The sequence below is a fragment of the Thalassotalea euphylliae genome (assembly GCF_042682785.1).
GTDB lineage: Bacteria > Pseudomonadota > Gammaproteobacteria > Enterobacterales > Alteromonadaceae > Thalassotalea_F > Thalassotalea_F euphylliae.
The window spans coordinates 152298-171656 of record NZ_JBHUIB010000007.1 but is presented as its reverse complement, the minus strand read 5'-3'; the positions used below and the strand labels follow the sequence as shown (position 1 = coordinate 171656).

Genomic DNA, 19359 nt, shown 5'->3' with positions numbered 1-19359 from the left:
GATAGGTCAGGTGTGTAAGGGTTGTGAGGCCTTGAGCTAACTGATACTAATTGCCCGTGAGGCTTAACCATACAACACCCAAGTGGTTTTGTAGACTGACAAGTCATTAAATATGAGTCACGTACTCGTATGCTGAATTACGATATATACAGAATTCCGAATTGTGATTTACTGCTTAGGCGGTAAATACAAGTTTCGCCTAGCGACAATAGCGTTATAGAACCACCTGATCCCATGCCGAACTCAGAAGTGAAATGTAACTGCGCCGATGGTAGTGTGGGAGGTCCCATGTGAGAGTAGGTCATTGCTAGGCACTTATTACAAAGCCCAGTGAAAACTGGGCTTTATCCCGTTTTGGAGGGGTTCCCGAGTGGCCAAAGGGATCAGACTGTAAATCTGACGGCTCCGCCTTCGGTGGTTCGAATCCACCTCCCTCCACCATATAAAATAAACCGTCCTATTGGACGGTTTTTTTATGTCTTGAATATGTGATGATAGCCTTGACTCGACATAATTGTCGGGTCGCTCCTTGCCATCCATGGCATCGCGACATTAGTGAGGCCTTTCACGTCGAACAATTTTGAACACATGAAGTGTGGCTAGCGTCGTGGGCTGTAGCCCGAAATAGTCCTACTCAACTTACTATCCAACCCGACTATTCCGGGCTTTTTTATGCTTAATATTTGCTCAATACCTTTTGGTATCCTTAGTCTGGCGCATTTGCCAGGTCTTGCTTTAAGTACCGCGCTGATCGATAGAAGTGACAGACAGACCAAAAGCTCACAAACGGCAATACATAGAGCATCGCGTATCTTAGAGATTCCTTACCGTAATCGTCGCTTAGAAGGTCGCTTAGGATGCCTATTATCCATGGACCTAACCCTAGCCCGATAATGTTCAGGATAAGAAAAAGTATCGCTGATGACATCGCACGCATTTTTAGGCCGACGAGGTTGTGTGTAGTTGCAATGACAGTGCCTAAATATACATTTGCCATAATACCGGGTATCACCATACACATGAGTGCAATGTTCTTTGAACTAGCGAGACAAAATGCGATCAAAAAGGGTAAAGCAATAAGCCCAGATAACGCGGGTAACCAACTGTACCAACGTTGATCTTTCCTCGCTAATTTGTCTGCCGCAACACCACCACCAAATACACCTATGGCGCCACCTACGCCAATTATCATCGCTAACCATATGCCTAGCTCTGTGGTTGATATTGCATGAATGCGGATCATAAATGATGCTGCCCAACTGACTAAGCCATAGCTGACAAAGGCTGTTAAAGCTGAAGCTAGCGCCAGATGCACAAAAGATTTTCTGCTAAACAATAGATGTAATACGGATTTGAAAGAAGGCGTGTCTTTGCTCGCTATTTTATTTTCCATCAGTCCTCTGACAGGTTCTTTAAGCGTTAACCACACCACAGCAGCTAGTAAAATTCCAGGAGCGCCTACCACGATAAAAGCTGTTCGCCAGCCAAATACTTCGTTGAGCCAACCACCAAGTAAAAAGCCAAAAAGAATACCGATATTAACCCCAGTAGAATAAAAACCTATCGCGCTGGCTCTTTTTTCTGGGGGATAGATATCTGAAATAATCGAGTGGGATGGCGGGCTGCCACCTGCTTCGCCAATACCAACTCCAATCCGCGCTAACAATAATTGAAGATAATTTTGAACAAAACCACTGATCGCAGTCATCAAGCTCCATAAGAAAAGCGCTATAGATATGATGTTTTTTCGGTTGCCATTATCCGCCCATTTAGCGATAGGAATGCCTGCAATGACATAGAAAAGTGCAAAAGAAAAGCCGGTAAGTAACCCTAACTGACTGTCTGATAGTCCAAGATCTGCTTTAATACCCTCTTGCAGAATTGCAAGCAATTGTCGGTCGATAAAGTTAAAGCTATATACAACGGTCAATAAGATAAGTGCGTAGCTTCTTTGTGCCGGAGAAGAGTTTTGCGGTGATAATTGAGAAGAAATATCATTGCCTGTCGTGTGTTGCTTTTTAACACTTTGCCCTTCCATGTAATCAACCTAGTTTTTTGGGGTGCTTAAAATATATACAGGGGTATTGTTGGCTATGTCAATAAACGGCTGATAAGTATAAGTTTTATAAATAGTTCCTTATTTAAGCGAGTTATATTGTTTTTCTAGTAATTTGTATCGGTGATATCCCGTGTGGCTTGTTGGCAAGCCGACGAGCGATGACAGGAGCTTTGACGCTTCACCAAGCCTTTGTTGTTTGCCAGACTCTTTGTATAACGCTAGCAGTACTTGTATGGTGTTGAGCTTTATTCCTATATGGTTTGGATAAAGTTGCATGGCAGCCTTTAGGCCACTCAGTGATTTACCATAGTCTTGTGCCCGAAAATGTTTTATTGCTAGGCTGATTGCATTTTGAGCAACCGCTTGGTCTTCTTTTCGTAAAGAATCATCACAGATGCTATCGAGTTCTATGATAGCTTGGACATTGTCCGGATCTTTCTCCACTAGTTGGGCAATCAGTTCATTTGCGGTGCCCTTGCGATCGAGCTCAACGAGTAACTTGGACAGGCCGACGAGTGCTTTTGAATCAAGCTCATCACTGACTTTTTCTATCAGCGTTTCTGTTGAACCTAACAAGCGACGTGCGTCATATTCGTCGTGTGTTTTAAGCATTAGCCTAACCGTGTGTAAATGAGATTGCAGTTTCACACCCAGTTGATTGAAGGTTTTATTTGTTTCGCTTAATGCGTTTACAACACGGTTTTTCTTGAGCTTTAGCTGATAGTCGCTGAGGTCGCTGGCTAGCTGATTCAGTGCATGAGAAAAATTGAAGGCATTTTCAGGCTTATGGTGAATAGAGTTACACGATAGTTGATAGTTCTGATCAAACGCTTTTGTTGCTTTTGCAAAGTCTCCATTGTCTAGACAAAGCTTAGCGTAGCGTTCTAGTCGTTTGACGGATAATGGTGATAGCTTTATCGCTTCCTCAAGGACTTCCTGTGCTTTAATGTACTGTTCTATGTTCTCGTAAGTTGTGGCAAGCCAATCATAAGAAGATAAGTAAAGAGGATGTCGATCAATTAAATTTGCAAAATAGCTGATGGCTTCGGGGTACTTTTCTTTCTTTAGTGCTATTTTTCCAAGCCCAATTGTTGCCCACTGACAATTCCGTTCAGTTTCAAAACGATAATATATATCTGCGGCTTCTCTAAGCTTGTCTTGTTCAAAAAGTTGTCTGGATTTTATGCCATAGCATTCATGCACATAAGGCGTGTTATTCTTAATCGCCTCATCACAAAGCTGTATTGCTGCAGATGGACTCTTGTTATCAAGCGCTTTGTATATGGGCTCCATCCTACGCTTTTTCTTGTAGCATCGGTCGAGTCGATCAAGGAGGTCTTTTATCCGATAGGGTTTGGTGAGGTAATCATCTGGCTTGTGCTCTAACGCCGCCAATACCATAGATTGTGAGTTTTCTGCGGTGATCAAAATGACAATGGACTGCCGGTTGATAAGCCCGTTGGTGCGCAACTCTTCCAACAATTGCTGCCCATTTTTCTGACTCTCGCCTAAGTCATAACCCAATAGCAATACGTCATAATGGTTCTCTGAGCACCTCAATACAATGTCGTTAGCGTATCCGCTCGCCTCGACAACTTCTGGCTCGAGATTAAAAGCAAATTTTTTCAGTACATCCCTAGACGGCTTCAGGCTATCTACGATCAAAAACCTTTTGTCACGATAATCTGTGGTAGACATCCTTTACCTACTGACCAAAAACTACTCATTGTGTTTTATCGGAAATAAACCATATTGTCTACGATTTTAGCGGCTTGGCTTTAGCTTAGTTGATGAAAGAACAAAACGTTTCATCCCTAGATACTCTCCAAGATACCCGCATATTAACCCAAAAGCGCTTGCCCTATATCTTGGAGTTTCCTCATGTATACAAAGCGATATTAGCGCGAATCAGTATTCTCTAGACTGTTTAATATTTTTACACTGCTCGGATCTGTTTTTGTTGGATGTTTTTTAGTCATTGATAATATTAACAATATTAATTCTGGATTGCTTTTTGCTTATGACAGAAACAATGCACCGCAGTCATATTATTAGTAATAAGGAATTTGCATGAAAAACATAGTATTAACAGCTATCTTGTTGATGGCATCAGTATTAACTACTTCTGCACAAGCAGGTATTATCTTCTATACCGATCAAGCCGATTGGGAAGCCAATGTAGCTCAATATCATACTGAGAACTTTGATTCAGCCGTATTAGCGAATGGTTTAGCTATCAGTTCTAGTGCGTCAGAGTTTGATATCGGTGCGGGACGTATGTATGACCGTTTGACTGCATCAATGCAGGATACACTTATTGAATTCAACAGCAACGTTAATGCCTTCGGCGGACTTTGGGACTTATCACCAGGTGGAGCTGGCTTAGGTTTGCAAATTACTTTGTCTTCAGGTGAAGTGCTAACGCAAGAAATCCCAGATTCATTTGCTGGACAGTTCTGGGGCTTTATTTCGGATGAATCATTCACAAGCATCTCACTTGCTTCTGGTACACAAGGCGGTATCGCAGAAACATACCAAGTTAATGCTATGTTTTACGGTACGGCTATTCCGGAGCCAGCAAGCATTGCGTTGTTTGGTTTAGGTCTTTTAGCGTTTGGTGCACGACGAAAAGCTTAAGTTGGTCTTCGTAAATCGAACGGAAAAAGCGCCTTAATGGCGCTTTTTTTAGGCTCATATATTATAAATCGTAAAATACGAAACCTTTAGTAAAACTCGTTGAAGGAAATTCGAGCATTTGTTATAACAATGTAACAAATGATTAGGGGGCGTAATGGAATACAGTGAATCAGTCATTAATGGCGGTGTAACTTACGGGCACAAGTGCGCTTATTGTGGCAATGAAAAGCACCACGTTAAAGGCGCCATAAAATATACCTACCTGATTTTGGAAAGCTTGCCTCTGTTTCCCGTCGGTAAAAGTGTGCGCTTAGAATGCACAGAATGTCTGCATATTGCAGAGCGCCAAGACATGGCGAGTGAACTCTATCAAAAGCTTTCTGGCTCTGTTTTCACCATCTACCATTTTTTACTGAAGTTCCTCGGTGTCTTTCTAATTGCTTATGGCGCTTACTATTGGTATCAAGCTGACAACGCGCACACGTTGCAAACCGAAAAAATTGTAAGTTATCCGCAAATCAATGACTTTATGATGATTGATTACAGGCATTTATCTGACGATTTGCGCCCTCATCAGCGATACCGTGTTGCTAAAGTTGTTGATTTGACCGGCGATACCGTTTCACTTGCGGTAGGTAACTTCTACTATCGTCATGAGTCATCATTCAGAGATGCTATTGCTTCGGGACAAACTCGAGCATTTAATTACTTCGGTAAGAATCACCTAAACTTGCGCATCACCAAGCTTAATGCGTTATATGAGGCTGGCGGTGTGACTGAAGCGGCTCGACCGGAAGGGAATATGTTGTTTGGTAATTTTGTTATTAATGACACAGGATACCGCGTTGGTGCCACATATATTCCTGGTGAACGAGAGTATGCATCTGGGTTAGCGTTTGAAGAAGCGAATTATCTACAAGACCATGAAGTGGAGGCGTTTCAGCGTTACGAAAAATCAGCCAACATGGGCTTTAGCTTGGCACAAATGAAGTTGGCTGAATACTATATGGCAGGTGAAGTGGTTGAGCCTAATTTTCACAAAGCGCTTTATTGGCTAGAGTCTGCATCTCTTCAAAGCAATGAGCGTGCAGTGAAAAAATTCACTATTGTATGCAGTCAAACAAAAGGCTGTGATGTGAATGCCTTCTATCAGCGTTTGTTGGATAACGGTGTTAACTTAACAGTGAACCATCAAGGTAAGCCGTTTATTGATTAATGAAGATGAGTAGAGCGCTAACGCCGAGTAATATTTATAGGAGAAAGCGGTGCTAGGCACCGCTTTTTTATTTGCGGTGCTCGAATTGCGTCACTAGTGAGTCTAGTGTTTCTGCCAGCTCATTTAGTTGTTCTGTACTGTCGGCAATGGCCTGAACATTTTGCATATTCTCTTCAGAAATTGCCCTGATATCTGACATATTGGTGTTAATGTCATTCAAAGTAATCGCCTGCTCTTCGGTTGCTGTTGCAACGACATGATTAGTATCAGAGATTTTGTGCGTTAGTTCGCTACTTGCCTCAAGTTTTTCTTCTGCTTTACTGATTGATTCTGTGGTATTGGCAGACTGAGCAACAATGCCCTCTATTTCTGCTGTAGCGGCTGTCGATGTTTGTTGAAGCTTTTCCATAATGGCCTGAATCTGGGTTGTCGAGTCGGCAGTTTTACCTGCAAGACTACGCACCTCTTCTGCGACAACTGCAAAGCCTCGTCCGTGTTCACCTGCACGCGCTGCTTCAATCGCGGCGTTCAGTGCAAGTAGATTTGTTTGGTCCGAGATCGCCTCAATTACGCTTAATGCCTGAGCTACGGTTTCCGTATTTTCCGTTAACGTTGCAATAACATTGGAAACGTCGTGGATCTTAGTCCCTAATTGGTCGATATCTGATTTAGTGTTGACGATAACTTCTGCAATGGCATTACCGTTTTCTCTCACATTCTCCGCTAGATCAGACGCTTGTACTGCGTTTTCTGCAATTTCGGAAACGGTGATGTTAATCTGTGATAACGCATGAGAGATATGCTGAGTATTTTCGTCGTTATTGGCGGCGCTATTCTGTGTCTGCTGCGCTTTTGTAGCCAATGCATCGGCAGTAGCACGTAATGCGTGGCTAGATTTAGCTACCGTTTCAAAAAGCTCTGCCAATTTGCTAATAAAGGCGTTGTACCCTGTGGCAACTTTAACCAATTCTTGTTGCCCGCTTTCAGGAAGGCGATAGTTTAGGTCAGCTTCACCTTGACCCATCTGAGTAAACAGCTCTGCCAGCTTAGCGATAGGTTGCGTAATCGAGCGTGCGATGAACATCGACGCAGCAGCAGCGGCGATGGCAACAACAAGCGTCCAAATAATCATTTTCACTGTGGTATCATTCAGTGATTGGTATACCTCAGCCTCTGGTACTTGACCAATAACAAACCACTCTGCGCTCGGTACATAGCTAGAGGTAACGAGTAAAGGCTCACCAGCAGATTCGGCAGTGATCTGATTATACTCTCTGGTATTCAGTAATTTTGCTGCGTCTGTCCCGTAGACATCGGAAACATTTTTACCGATTAATTGTTTGTTGTTGTGTAGTTGAATCGTACCGCTTTTGTCAGCTAAAAATACATAGCCTGTTTGTTCTAACTTAAACGCTCTCAAGAGCTTAGCGACATCTTCGAACGATTTAGCAATTCCAGCAAGCCCTTTGCCGTTGAGTTGCTGGTAATTCACAAACAGATCGATATTTTTGCCATCGGGATAGATGTATATGCTAACGGATGATGCTTGACCACTATCCCTATACGCAAAGAACCAGCCATCTTCACTATTGTTTTGCAGTTGTCTCAGAAAACCTTCTTGATTCCAATAGTTGCCACTTGGTCGATCTGCAAATGACGTTTTACTGTAACCATTGTCGTTAGCTAGTTTGGTAAGCTTCTCTAGAACGAGGGCTTCACCAGCTTTATCTGCACCATTTGCATACCAGCTTAAGATGAAGGGATCGCTGGCAATTTGCTTAGCTACGCCATGCATTAATGCTATTTCTTTGTCGATTTCACCACTGATTTGTTTCATGGTGTTTGGGAGTTCTTTTTCGAGTAGACGCGATTCAACAACATCACGTGCTGCCCATTGGCTGAAGGAGCCAATCAGAAGGGCGGTAAGAAGAACACTGAACAGAAGTGCAAACGTAATTTTTTGGTTAATTGACAATACCACGAGACAACACCTGACAATAAAATGTACTTTTATTGTACCAGATGCTGCGTAAATGAAACTAGAAAAGTTGACCGTCTAGTAAGTAACTGAACTAATCATAAGCGAGTGAATCAGCAGTGTTTTTAGCGATCGCTCTAAGTTGGGATGAGAGACTTTCATCGTTAACCATCATAGCGATCACGGCGCGTGATTGCTCTGCATTAAAGTTTAGTAGTGGGGCGAGTTCTTCATCCTTGATACCCAGTTGCAACCATGCCTTGCGTAGTTGAGTATCCATAGTATTACCTTTGTACTTGATAAAGGCTCTACGGGCATGAAGTGCTTAAAGATCAATCAGAAATAATGAGAAAGGAAGTGGGCGATACCAGCGCTAGTCGTTTGCTTACGACCTCGGTATCGCCCTATTGCAGCGAGCAATTTGGTTGCGTTGAGGCTATAGGCTAGCCTCAACAATGCGTTTCATGTCAGTCATGTAACCGCGAAGTTCTTTACCTACAACCTCAACACTGTGGTTGCGAATGGCATCGTTTACTTCGATTAATCGCACGTTATCAACGCCATTTGAGCTTGATGCTAAACCTTCACCTAGGTCTTCTAGGCTCAATTTACTCACAAAATCTGATAATAATGGCACTGCAGCATGGCTAAACAAGTAGTTACCGTATTCTGCTGTATCTGAAATAACTACGTTCATTTCATAAAGCTTGTTACGGGCAATACAGTTCGCGATCAAAGGTGTTTCGTGAAGTGATTCGTAGTATGCAGACTCTTCAATAATACCTGCCGCAACCATAGTTTCGAATGCGAGCTCAACACCTGCTTTGATCATGGCAACAAGGAAAATACCGCGATCATAGTATTCTTGCTCAGTGATTTCAGTGTCACTGTCTGGTGCCAATTCAAACGACGTTTCAGCGGTTTGAGCACGCCACGTTAGTAGGTTGTTGTCATCATTTGCCCAGTCTTCCATCATGGTTTTTGAGAAGTGGCCTTCTATGATGTCATCCATGTGCTTTTCAAATAATGGACGCAAGATACCTTTTAACTCTTCTGCCATATCATAGGCTTTGATTTTGGCAGGGTTTGATAAACGGTCCATCATGTTAGTGATGCCACCGTGCTTCAGACCTTCGGTAACCGTTTCCCATCCGTACTGAATTAATTTACGAGCGTAACCAGCATCAATACCGTTCGCGACGAGCTGCTGGTGACCAAGGATAGCGCCTGTTTGCAACATACCACACAGGATAGTTTGCTCACCCATTAAGTCAGATTTCACCTCCGCAATGAAAGATGATTCTAGTACGCCAGCTCGGTCACCACCTGTCGCTGACGCATACGCTTTAGCGATGGCTAAACCGTTGCCATTCGGATCATTTTCAGGGTGAACAGCAATCAAGGTTGGTACACCAAAACCACGTTTGTACTCTTCGCGAACTTCTGTGCCTGGGCACTTAGGTGCTACCATCACTACAGTGATATCAGGGCGTACTTGCATGCCTTCTTCAACAATGTTGAAACCGTGAGAGTACGACAATGTTGCGCCGTGCTTCATCAGCGGCATTACTGCGCTTACTGCTGATGTATGTTGTTTATCCGGCGTTAAGTTAAGCACTAAATCTGCTTGTGGAATTAACTCTTCGTAAGTACCAACGGTAAAGCCGTTTTCTGTTGCCCAGCGCCAAGATTGACGCTTTTCAGCAATGGCTGCTTCACGCAATGCATAGCTAATATTTAGCCCTGAATCGCGCATGTTCAAACCTTGGTTTAGGCCCTGAGCACCACAACCGACAATGACAATGTTCCAGTCTTTGATGAAGTTACAACCGTCTGCAAATTCGTCGCGTTTCATGAAACGACACTTACCTAATTGAGCCAATTGCTCACGTAAGCTTAATGTATTGAAGTAGTTAGCCATGGCTAGCTCCGTATGAAGATAAAAAGATAAATTTAATTGTTGGCTAGACCATAACGCACCAAACCATGTTGCTTAAAGTGAATTATATGCATTAATATGTTGCAAATAATGCAATAACCTGCGGTGATAGGCGCTATGGATACAAAAGCACTGGCAATGTTTCATCATTTGGCGAGAAAGTTACACTTTGCCCAAACGGCAGAGCAGTTTTATGTCAGTCCATCAACGTTGAGCAGAACGATAAGTCGTCTTGAAGAAGAGCTTGGATGCCAACTATTACATCGAGATAACCGCACCGTTAAGTTGACCGAAGCGGGTGAGCAGTTGAAACAGTTTGCCGAGCAGCAACTTGAACAGTTAGATTTACTCAAACTTTCACTCAACCAACAGCAAGCACAACTAACGGGACAGCTACATATTTACTGCTCAGTAACGGCAGCATACAGTCATTTACCAGCGTTAATCGATAGCTTTCGCCAGCAACATCCGTTGGTTGAGTTAATGCTAACAACAGGGGATGCCGCAGATGCACTACCTCATGTTCAGCAACAAGACGCAGATATAGCAATTGCTGCAATGCCAGAGAACTTATCCAGTGGTTATCATTTTCATCATATTGAGCAAGTACCACTCAATATCATTGCGCCCACCATGGCTTGCAACGTTCAACAGCAATTGCAGGCGCCAATGATCAATTGGTCCGAAATACCGGTGATATTGCCTGAGCATGGCTCGGCGAGAACACGATTTGAAAAATGGTTTCGCAGTATGCAGTTTGGTAAGCCCAATATTTACGCGACAGTGTCGGGGCATGAGGCGATTGTCAGTATGGTCGCCCTGGGCTGTGGTATTGGCATTGCCCCGCAAGTGGTTGTTGACCATAGCCCGGTGAAAGACCGTGTCCAGCCACTGGATATTAATCACGGCATTTTACCCTTTGACTTAGGTGTGTGTTGTTTGAATATCCGTAAAGAACAACCGCTTATTCAAGCATTCTTGCAATCAATTTCAGACAGCAACCGCCTCAGTTAAATGACGAAGAATTCGGTCCATTGCTCGATAAGACAGGGCTTCAATCAAGTGTTCATGTTTAATATGACTCGATGCTTCCATATCGGCAAGCGTGCGTGCAATTTTCAAAATTTTATGGTGCGCTCGAGTCGATAAACCCAGTTTTTCTACCGCTAACTCTAAGAATTCATTGTCGCTGTGTGACAGCTTGCAATGTTCACGCACTTCAGGGCTGGTAAGCTGCGCGTTCGGTTTACCTTGTCGGTGTAATTGACGTTGCCGGCACTTAGAGACACGTTCTCGAACTTGTTCAGATGTTTCTTGAACGGCCTCACTATTTGCCCACATGCCTTTCGGCAATCTAGCGACTTCAATTTGTATATCGATACGATCTAAAAACGGACCTGACAAGCGGTTCAAGTAACGCAGTGTTTGTTCAGGCGTAGAGCGCTTATCGTTGTAAAACCCAGTTGGACTGGGGTTCATTGCCGCCACTAGTTGGAACTGTGCGGGAAAAGTTTGTTTGTGCATTGCTCTAGAGATGGTCACTTCACCACTTTCGAGGGGCTCCCTGAGGACATCCAATACCTTGCGATCGAATTCTGGTAGTTCATCAAGAAATAATACGCCGTTATGTGCAAGAGATACTTCGCCAGGTTTAGGTTGTCCGCCACCACCTACGAGTGCAGCAGATGAAGCCGTGTGATGCGGTGCGCGAAAGGGCCTCACGCGCCAAGTTCGCTCATCAATATCTTGCTGACTGATAGAATGCACACACGCCGTGTCTATGGCTTCTTGCTCTGTCATTGGTGGCAAAATGGTCGGTAACCGACTGGCTAACATGGTTTTTCCGGTACCTGGCGGGCCAACAAACAGAAGATTATGTTGACCACTTGCCGCAATTTCCAGTGCACGTTTAGCCAGAGGTTGGCCAATGACATCTTGCATATCCTGTGAATATTCAGGCTGCGCAAATGTGCGTGTTGCAGGCGTTAAATACTCGAGTTGTTGCTGGCGAGCAAAATGTGGAAAAAGTTGTTGGAGGTGCTCAATTGCGATGACCTTTTCACTGTTAATCCAACGTGCTTTTTTTGCACTGGCTTTTGGAATGATGAGTGTGCGATCGCTTGCCTTGCACGCCAAAGCTAAAGGAATTTCACCGATTATCGGTCTCAATTCGCCAGACAGTGCGAGTTCACCAGCAAATTCATAATGACTGATCTCATGTTCAGGGAGCTGTTGCGAGGCAATGAGAATGCCTATGGCAATAGGTAAATCAAAACGACCGCCTTCTTTTGGCAAGTCTGCTGGTGCAAGGTTGACCGTGATGCGCTTGGCGGGAAATTCATAGCCGCAGTTAATCAGCGCACTGCGAACGCGATCTTTGGATTCTTTTACGGAGGTTTCGGGTAACCCAACAATACTGAATGCGGGTAATCCATTTGAAATGTGAACTTCGACAGTGACCAGTGGCGCGTCTAATCCCAAGCGCGCTCGACTATAAACACAAGCCAACGACATAAAAATCCCTTTTAAATCAGCTTACTTCCTTACCAGTGTAGACCTAATTTGAACTTCGCGCGAATCACTTATAACACGAGGTAAAAAAATTGTTTAAAAAACGATAAGAAAAATGCTTGCACCGTGGTTAAAAGCTGTGCTACTAATTTAAAAAGGTAAACGAATTAAATAATTTTTCAGAAAATTTAGATAAACATGCAAAACGTAAGCGTAGTGATTATTAACATTCTCGTCGTGGTGATTATTAAATCATCGCGGGGGTGTTTGTTGCGCTAGAAAAATTTCTGAGAAAGCAAAAACACGAAAACCCCCGCTCCGAAAGGACCGGGGGTTTTTCTTTGGGCAAACAAAAACTTAACAACGACTAACTAGGGAAATGGCAAACAACATGGCTAACGACAACACACACACAGGCGCGTCTTTGCTCTTTGAAGTATTGAAGCAGCACAGTGTGCAACACGTATTTGGGTATCCTGGCGGCGCCATCATGCCAATTTACGATGCGTTGTACGACAGCGATGTACAGCATTTCCTTTGTCGCCACGAACAAGGCGCGGCGTTTTCAGCGGTTGGCTATGCACGCGCTTCGAATAAAGTGGGTGTGTGTTTCGCTACGTCTGGCCCTGGTGCAACTAACCTGATTACGGGTCTAGCAGACGCAATGGCTGATTCTGTACCGGTAGTTGCCATCACAGGCCAAGTGTCAACTAAAGCGATGGGTTCAGATGCGTTCCAAGAAGTTGATATCGTGGGTTTGAGCTTGGCGTGCACTAAACACTGCTTTCAAGTTCGTGATGTTAATGAACTAGCGGCGACGTTGCACAAAGCATTTGAAATTGCTTTATCGGGTCGTCAAGGTCCGGTATTGGTTGATATTCCAAAAGACATCCAATTAGCGCCAGTAACCCAAACATTGGAGGTTGTTGACTCGCGTGAAGTAGAAACACAGCAAGCTCCGGCAAATATGGGGACTGCACTAGCCCTTTTGAGCCAAGCTAAAAAGCCTATTTTGTACGTAGGTGGAGGTGTCGGTATGGCTGGCGCAGTTAAGGAATTACGTGACTTTCTCGCTGTTACTAACATGCCAAGCGTTTCAACCTTGAAAGGGTTGGGTAGTGTTCCTGCAAACCATGAAAGCTATTTGGGTATGTTGGGCATGCACGGTACCAAAGCGGCTAACCTAGCGGTACAAGAATGTGATTTATTGGTCGCAGTAGGTGCTCGATTTGATGACCGTGTAACGGGCAAATTGGCTGAATTTGCACCGAATGCAAAAGTGATTCATTTTGATATCGATCAAGCGGAAATCAGCAAACGTCGAGTTGCTGATGCGGCCGTTCTTGGCGAGCTAAAAACTAACTTACCAGCGTTGGCAATGCCGCTCTCTATCGATGACTGGCGATCACACTGCCAGCATATGAAAGACAGTTTTGCATGGGATTACAACCACCCAGGAGAAGGCATTTACGCACCGAAAGTATTGCGTGAAATCGCTGACAAAATGCCGAGAGATGCAGTAGTGACGACAGATGTTGGTCAGCATCAAATGTGGGCGGCTCAGCACATGCACTTTTCTCGCCCAGAGAACTTTTTAAGTAGTGGTGGCTTAGGCACTATGGGCTTTGGATTACCAGCAGCTATTGGCGCTCAGGTTAGCCGCCCAACGGATACGATTATTGCGGTTTCTGGTGATGGTTCATTCATGATGAATGTCCAAGAACTGTCTACCATCAAGCGCTTTCAGCTACCAGTAAAGATTGTCCTTGTTGATAACAGCAAGCTTGGCATGGTTCGCCAGTGGCAAGATTTATTTTTTGATGGTCGGTTAAGTGAAACCGACCTATCTGATAACCCAGAATTCACACTGCTCGCTCAGGCTTTTGACATCAAAGCGAAACAAATCACGCGTAAAGATGAAGTCTCAGCAGCAATTGATGAAATGCTCGCGCATAACGGCCCTTACTTACTGCAAGTAAAAATTGATGCAGAAGAAAACGTATGGCCACTTGTTCCGCCGGAAACGGCAAATGATCAAATGATCGAAACCCATAAACCTAGCTAGTCAGGAGAGAGTCATGCAACAACACACATTACGGATATCAGCGGCTCAGCAGCCAACCGTGTTAGAAAAACTGCTGCAAGTCACACGCTACAGAGGGTTTATGGTCACAGGTATTACCATGTTTCCGCAAACAGAGAGCGAGTGTTTCGACATAGAAATGACCGTTTCTTCAGAGCAATCGGTGGATCAATTGCATTGCCAGCTGAACAAGTTGTTCGATATCAATCAAGTTGAAATTCAAGATACCGCTATGCAGCAATGTCGCGCATAATAGTAGCGGGATAATAGATAAGGTCACAAGACCAACATTAATAGGAAAAATTATGGCTAAAGTAAGCGCAGAACTCATTTGGTTTAACGGTAAACTCATCCCTTGGGCTGATGCTACCGTCCATGTCATGAGTCATGCACTACATTACGGCTCGTCAGTGTTTGAAGGTATTCGCGCCTACAACACGCACAAAGGCACCTGTATTTTCAGATTACAAGAACACGTTGATCGTTTGTTTGATTCAGCGAAAGTGTATCGCATGGACATTCCGTTCACGAATGAAGAAGTGTTCCAAGCATGTAAAGACGCGGTAGTAAAGAATGGTTTAAAAGCAGCATACCTTCGTCCATTAGCTTTCTTGGGTGATATTGGTATGGGTCTTCGTCCACCACTCGATGCAAAAGCAGACTTAATGGTTGCAGCGTTTAGCTGGGAAGCATACTTAGGCGCGGACGCTATCGAAAATGGTGTAGAAGTAGGTGTATCAAGCTGGAATCGCTTAGCACCAAACACGATGCCAACAGCAGCTAAAGCGGGTGGTAACTACTTATCGTCACAGCTTATCTCAATGGAAGCGGGTCGCCACGGTTACACCGAAGGTATCGCATTAGACGTAAACAATATGGTGAGTGAAGGCGCAGGCCAAAACTTGTTCCTAGTGCGTAACAATGTGATCTACACGCCATTTAGCACGGCATCAATCTTACCAGGTTTAACACGTGATGCGGTGATTACGCTAGCGCGCGATTTAGGTTATGAAGTACGTGAAGAGCCAATTTCACGTGAGTCATTATACCTAGCTGACGAGTTCTTCATGACAGGTACCGCGACTGAAATCGTACCGGTGAAATCGGTTGATGGTTTGCCTGTTGGTAAAGGTACACGTGGTCCAGTGACTAAGTCATTACAAGAAGCCTTTTTCGGTATCTTTGATGGAAGCACCGAAGATAAGTGGAACTGGTTAGAGCCAGTCGAATAAGACGGCTATTTGGGTGGTTTTCTTTGTTGGTAGTGCTCACCTACATGTGTAGGCTCCGCGCTACCGCCGCGAAAACCATCCAACTATCTCGACTTATTTAGCCACTCAACATGTAAACACAAAGTCTAATTAAAAAGTAAAAACAAAAGTAAATTAACGAGAGCAATAGTAGGAAGAAACAATGCCAAAATTAAGATCAGCAACGTCAACGCAAGGCCGAAATATGGCGGGTGCGCGTGCACTCTGGCGTGCAACCGGAATGACGGATAAAGACTTTGGCAAGCCGATTATTGCTGTCGTTAATTCATTTACCCAATTTGTACCTGGTCATGTGCATTTAAAAGACATGGGACAGTTAGTTGCTGGCGCGATTGAAAAAGCCGGCGCTAACGCAAAAGAATTCAACACTATCGCGGTGGATGATGGCATTGCCATGGGGCACAGCGGTATGTTGTATAGCTTACCCTCACGTGACTTAATTGCGGATTCAGTCGAATACATGGTAAATGCACACTGTGTAGATGCCATGGTGTGTATTTCTAACTGTGACAAGATCACGCCGGGCATGCTAATGGCGGCAATGCGTCTTAACATTCCAGTGATTTTTGTGTCGGGCGGACCAATGGAAGCGGGTAAAACTAAGCTTTCAGATCAAATTATCAAGCTCGATTTGGTTGATGCCATGATTCAAGGCGCAGATCCAACAGTAAGCGATGAGCAAAGTGCCGAAATTGAACGCTCTGCTTGTCCAACTTGTGGCTCATGTTCGGGTATGTTTACTGCCAATTCAATGAACTGTTTAGCGGAAGCGTTAGGTTTAGCATTGCCAGGCAATGGCTCAATGCTTGCCACCCATGCTGATCGTGAGCAGTTATTCCTAGAGGCTGGCAAACAAATTGTAGAGCTGACAAAACGTTACTACTTTGAAGAAGATGAAAGTGCATTACCGCGCAATATTGCTAACCGCGATGCGATGCACAATGCGATGTGTTTAGATATCGCGATGGGTGGCTCTACCAATACTATTTTGCACTTATTAGCAGTCGCGCAAGAAGCGGGTATTGATTACACCATGGCTGATATGGACAAGCTATCTCGCGAAGTACCGCAGCTATGTAAAGTCGCCCCTTCAACACAAAAATACCATATGGAAGATGTCCATCGTGCTGGCGGTGTTATAGGTATTTTAGGTGAGCTAGCACGCGCCAAGTTACTAAGAACGAATGTGACCAATGTCCTAGGTACCTCACTGTCAGAGCACCTTGCTAAATACGACGTGAAAGTAACTGAAGACGAAGACGTGAAAAAGTTCTACCGCGCTGGTCCTGCAGGTATTCGCACAACGAAAGCATTCAGCCAAGACTGCCGTTGGGATACTTTGGATGACGATCGCGAAAACGGTTGTATCCGCTCGTTAGAGAATGCATTTTCTACCGAAGGTGGTTTGGCTGTGTTGTCCGGCAACATCGCGCTTGACGGTTGTGTGGTTAAAACAGCAGGTGTTGCCGAAGATAACTTGACCTTTACAGGTCCTGCACATGTGTTTGAAAGCCAAGATGATGCGGTTGAAGGCATCTTAAATGGCAGTGTTGTCGCGGGTGAAGTCGTGGTTATTCGCTACGAAGGACCTAAAGGCGGTCCGGGCATGCAAGAAATGTTGTATCCAACCACTTACTTAAAGTCGATGGGCTTAGGCAAAGCCTGTGCGCTTATCACGGATGGCCGTTTCTCAGGTGGTACTTCGGGTCTTTCTATTGGTCATATTTCACCAGAAGCAGCAAGTGGTGGGGCGATAGCCTTAGTAGAAAATGGTGATGAAATTCATATTGATATTCCAAGCCGTACTATTCAATTAAACGTTGATGAAAGTGAATTAGCAGCGCGTCGTGACGCGATGAACAGCAAGCCAAAAGGTTGGCAACCGAAAGATCGTGTTCGCCCAATCAGCTATGCGTTAAAGAATTACGCCATGTTAGCCACTAGTGCCGATAAAGGCGCTGTCCGCAATAGAGAGTTGCTAGATGGTAATAGCCAAGAGAATGGCTCAAGCGGAGGGCAACATGAATGATGCAGCAACACAAAGTATTGAACCTGGCACCAGTCAGCGTTTGCAGGATGTAAGAGTGGATTATCTTCGTCGTATTTTGTTGGCACCTGTTTATGATGTCGCGAAAGAGACAGACTTAACGCCGCTGACAAAATTGTCGGCGCGATTGGGGAATCAAATTTTCCTTAAACGTGAAGATCAGCAGCCCGTTCATTCGTTTAAATTGCGCGGTGCGTATAATAAGTTGGCAAACTTGCCGGAAGCGCAAACGACTCACGGTGTGGTTGCCGCATCAGCTGGTAATCATGCGCAAGGCTTAGCTTTAGCAGCGAGTAAACTAGGCATTAATGCAACGATATTTATGCCGATTACCACGCCAGACATAAAAGTTGAAAATGTCCGTAGGTTGGGTGCTGAAGTGCGCCTTGTTGGTAAAAGCTATAATGATGCACAACAAGCGTCTATCGAATGTGCCGAAGAAGAGCAAAAGACACTGATTCATCCGTTTGATGATGTGGATGTTATCGCTGGGCAAGGCACAGTTGCGAAAGAGCTTTTGCAACAACACGCAAAATTAGATGCGGTGTTTATTCCTGTAGGCGGCGGTGGATTGCTTGCTGGCATGGCGATTTACCTTAAGCAACTGCGTCCAGACATTAAGGTGATAGGCGTTGAAGCTGAAGATTCTGCCTGTTTAAAAGCGGCAATGGAGTCGGGTGAGCCGACTGACTTGAGTCACGTTGGTTTATTTGCAGACGGCGTTGCCGTTAAGCGGATAGGTCAACACACATTTGACGTGATTAAAGACCATTGTGATGACGTGATCACGGTAAATAGCGACGAAATATGTGCGGCTATCAAGGATATATTTGAACAGACGCGTGTAATAGCTGAGCCTGCTGGTGCCTTATCGCTTGCCGGTATCAGTAAATATTGCCAACACAGCAAAGGCGATGAAAACCTTGCGGCAATTTTGTCTGGTGCCAACATGAACTTTCATAGCCTGCGTTATGTGTCAGAGCGTTGTGAGTTAGGTGAGCAAAAAGAGGCGGTTCTAGCGGTTACCATTCCGGAAGAAAAAGGCTCTTTCCGTCGTTTCTGCAAAAAGTTGTCTGGCCGAGCGATCACTGAATTTAACTATCGCTATGCAGGCAACCGTGAAGCCAATATCTTTGTTGGTGTTCGCATTGCAGGCGGTGTTGAAGAGCGTGTTGAGCTGCAAAAGCAGTTAAGTGTTGCTAACTATTCCGTGCGAGATTTCACCGATAATGAGCTGGCTAAGTTACATATCCGCTACATGATTGGCGGTCAAGGTGAGAGAAAAGTGGAAGAACGTATCTTCCGCTTCCAATTCCCTGAATATCCAGGCGCACTCGAAAAGTTCTTGGATACGTTAGGTGAACACTGGAATATCACCTTGTTCCACTATCGAAATCATGGTGCTGCTTTTGGACAAGTATTAGCAGGCTTCGAAGTCTCTGACAAAGACCAATTGGCATTCTTCCGCCATCTTAAAGATCTGGGCTACGAATGGCATGAAGAAACACAAAACCTCGCTTATCAGGCGTTCTTGAAAAGCGAATAACGTCACGCATATTCGTCTATAAATTGATAAACGGGCAATAAAAAAGAGCAGCGATTAAAGCTGCTCTTTTTG

The 19359-nt window shown here is 44.4% G+C and carries 15 protein-coding genes, 1 tRNA gene and 1 rRNA gene; 11 read left to right on the top strand and 6 right to left on the bottom strand.

Features of this window, described 5'->3' with window-relative positions:
• The first annotated feature begins 198 nt into the window (after positions 1–198).
• Both rrf and ACFSJY_RS14430 read left to right on the top strand, forming a co-directional pair.
• A 5S ribosomal RNA gene (gene rrf, locus ACFSJY_RS14435) occupies positions 199–313 on the top strand.
• A 43-nt stretch (positions 314–356) separates the two neighbouring features.
• Positions 357–441: transfer RNA gene (locus ACFSJY_RS14430), tRNA-Tyr, on the top strand.
• Between the two features lie 265 nt (positions 442–706).
• Here the strand turns inward: ACFSJY_RS14430 and ACFSJY_RS14425 are convergent.
• Both ACFSJY_RS14425 and ACFSJY_RS14420 read right to left on the bottom strand, forming a co-directional pair.
• Positions 707–2038, bottom strand: coding sequence for a spinster family MFS transporter (locus ACFSJY_RS14425; RefSeq protein ID WP_386035637.1), 1332 nt, complete (start codon positions 2036–2038; stop codon positions 707–709).
• Between the two features lie 99 nt (positions 2039–2137).
• Positions 2138–3757 carry a response regulator gene (locus tag ACFSJY_RS14420; protein WP_386035634.1) on the bottom strand — a complete coding sequence of 540 codons (1620 nt, stop codon included), beginning with the start codon at positions 3755–3757 and terminating at the stop codon, positions 2138–2140.
• Positions 3758–3849: 92 nt separating this feature from the next.
• Between ACFSJY_RS14420 and ACFSJY_RS14415 the strand changes: the two genes are divergently transcribed.
• From ACFSJY_RS14415 to ACFSJY_RS14405, 3 genes are all read left to right on the top strand, one after another.
• Positions 3850–3981, top strand: a complete 132-nt coding sequence (locus ACFSJY_RS14415) for a hypothetical protein (RefSeq protein ID WP_386035631.1) — start codon at positions 3850–3852, stop codon at positions 3979–3981.
• A 148-nt stretch (positions 3982–4129) separates the two neighbouring features.
• Positions 4130–4696 (top strand): PEP-CTERM sorting domain-containing protein, encoded by a 567-nt coding sequence (locus tag ACFSJY_RS14410; protein ID WP_386035628.1) that lies wholly within the window; start codon positions 4130–4132, stop codon positions 4694–4696.
• Between the two features lie 154 nt (positions 4697–4850).
• The gene (locus ACFSJY_RS14405) at positions 4851–5912 is read left to right on the top strand and encodes an SEL1-like repeat protein (RefSeq protein WP_386035625.1); all 1062 of its coding nucleotides are present in this window, start codon (positions 4851–4853) and stop codon (positions 5910–5912) included.
• A 67-nt stretch (positions 5913–5979) separates the two neighbouring features.
• Here the strand turns inward: ACFSJY_RS14405 and ACFSJY_RS14400 are convergent, their stop codons facing one another.
• The 3 genes from ACFSJY_RS14400 to ilvC form a co-directional block, all read right to left on the bottom strand.
• On the bottom strand, positions 5980–7893 hold the full coding sequence (locus ACFSJY_RS14400; RefSeq protein ID WP_386035622.1) for a methyl-accepting chemotaxis protein: 1914 nt from the start codon (positions 7891–7893) through the stop codon (positions 5980–5982).
• A 91-nt stretch (positions 7894–7984) separates the two neighbouring features.
• Positions 7985–8170 (bottom strand): hypothetical protein, encoded by a 186-nt coding sequence (locus ACFSJY_RS14395; protein WP_386035619.1) that lies wholly within the window; start codon positions 8168–8170, stop codon positions 7985–7987.
• 156 nt (positions 8171–8326) lie between these two features.
• On the bottom strand, positions 8327–9811 hold the full coding sequence (gene ilvC / locus ACFSJY_RS14390; protein ID WP_386035616.1) for a ketol-acid reductoisomerase: 1485 nt from the start codon (positions 9809–9811) through the stop codon (positions 8327–8329).
• Positions 9812–9946: 135 nt separating this feature from the next.
• On the opposite strand from ilvC, the gene ilvY reads away from it, so the two are divergent.
• On the top strand, positions 9947–10843 hold the full coding sequence (gene ilvY, locus ACFSJY_RS14385) for an HTH-type transcriptional activator IlvY (RefSeq protein ID WP_386035613.1): 897 nt from the start codon (positions 9947–9949) through the stop codon (positions 10841–10843).
• Here the strand turns inward: ilvY and ACFSJY_RS14380 are convergent.
• Positions 10820–12343: a YifB family Mg chelatase-like AAA ATPase gene (locus ACFSJY_RS14380; RefSeq protein WP_386035610.1), complete on the bottom strand. Its 1524-nt coding sequence runs from the start codon at positions 12341–12343 to the stop codon at positions 10820–10822. The genes ilvY and ACFSJY_RS14380 overlap by 24 nt on opposite strands.
• 388 nt (positions 12344–12731) lie before the next feature.
• Between ACFSJY_RS14380 and ilvG the strand changes: the two genes are divergently transcribed.
• The 5 genes from ilvG to ilvA all read left to right on the top strand — a co-directional run bounded on the left by ilvG (position 12732) and on the right by ilvA (position 19287).
• Complete coding sequence (gene ilvG / locus ACFSJY_RS14375; protein WP_386035607.1) at positions 12732–14405, top strand: acetolactate synthase 2 catalytic subunit; 1674 nt, start codon at positions 12732–12734, stop codon at positions 14403–14405.
• 13 nt (positions 14406–14418) lie between these two features.
• Positions 14419–14676 (top strand): acetolactate synthase 2 small subunit, encoded by a 258-nt coding sequence (ilvM, locus tag ACFSJY_RS14370; protein WP_386035604.1) that lies wholly within the window; start codon positions 14419–14421, stop codon positions 14674–14676.
• A 52-nt stretch (positions 14677–14728) separates the two neighbouring features.
• Positions 14729–15655 (top strand): branched-chain amino acid transaminase, encoded by a 927-nt coding sequence (locus tag ACFSJY_RS14365; protein WP_386035601.1) that lies wholly within the window; start codon positions 14729–14731, stop codon positions 15653–15655.
• A 181-nt stretch (positions 15656–15836) separates the two neighbouring features.
• Complete coding sequence (gene ilvD / locus ACFSJY_RS14360) at positions 15837–17723, top strand: dihydroxy-acid dehydratase (RefSeq protein ID WP_386035598.1); 1887 nt, start codon at positions 15837–15839, stop codon at positions 17721–17723.
• A complete protein-coding gene (ilvA, locus tag ACFSJY_RS14355) occupies positions 17716–19287 on the top strand; it encodes a threonine ammonia-lyase, biosynthetic (RefSeq protein WP_386035595.1) in 1572 nt (523 codons plus the stop codon). The genes ilvD and ilvA overlap by 8 nt, the downstream gene beginning before the upstream one ends.
• Positions 19288–19359 lie beyond the last annotated feature (72 nt).

Coding starts and splice junctions, on each gene's coding strand:
- ACFSJY_RS14410 (WP_386035628.1), top strand. CDS start 4,130: ATGAAAAACATAGTATTAACAGCTATCTTGTTGATGGCATCAGTATTA.
- ACFSJY_RS14405 (WP_386035625.1), top strand. CDS start 4,851: ATGGAATACAGTGAATCAGTCATTAATGGCGGTGTAACTTACGGGCAC.
- ACFSJY_RS14415 (WP_386035631.1), top strand. CDS start 3,850: ATGAAAGAACAAAACGTTTCATCCCTAGATACTCTCCAAGATACCCGC.
- ACFSJY_RS14380 (WP_386035610.1), bottom strand. CDS start 12,343: ATGTCGTTGGCTTGTGTTTATAGTCGAGCGCGCTTGGGATTAGACGCG.
- ilvC (WP_386035616.1), bottom strand. CDS start 9,811: ATGGCTAACTACTTCAATACATTAAGCTTACGTGAGCAATTGGCTCAA.
- ilvY (WP_386035613.1), top strand. CDS start 9,947: ATGGATACAAAAGCACTGGCAATGTTTCATCATTTGGCGAGAAAGTTA.
- ilvD (WP_386035598.1), top strand. CDS start 15,837: ATGCCAAAATTAAGATCAGCAACGTCAACGCAAGGCCGAAATATGGCG.
- ACFSJY_RS14395 (WP_386035619.1), bottom strand. CDS start 8,170: ATGGATACTCAACTACGCAAGGCATGGTTGCAACTGGGTATCAAGGAT.
- ilvM (WP_386035604.1), top strand. CDS start 14,419: ATGCAACAACACACATTACGGATATCAGCGGCTCAGCAGCCAACCGTG.
- ilvA (WP_386035595.1), top strand. CDS start 17,716: ATGAATGATGCAGCAACACAAAGTATTGAACCTGGCACCAGTCAGCGT.
- ACFSJY_RS14420 (WP_386035634.1), bottom strand. CDS start 3,757: ATGTCTACCACAGATTATCGTGACAAAAGGTTTTTGATCGTAGATAGC.
- ACFSJY_RS14365 (WP_386035601.1), top strand. CDS start 14,729: ATGGCTAAAGTAAGCGCAGAACTCATTTGGTTTAACGGTAAACTCATC.
- ilvG (WP_386035607.1), top strand. CDS start 12,732: ATGGCTAACGACAACACACACACAGGCGCGTCTTTGCTCTTTGAAGTA.
- ACFSJY_RS14425 (WP_386035637.1), bottom strand. CDS start 2,038: ATGGAAGGGCAAAGTGTTAAAAAGCAACACACGACAGGCAATGATATT.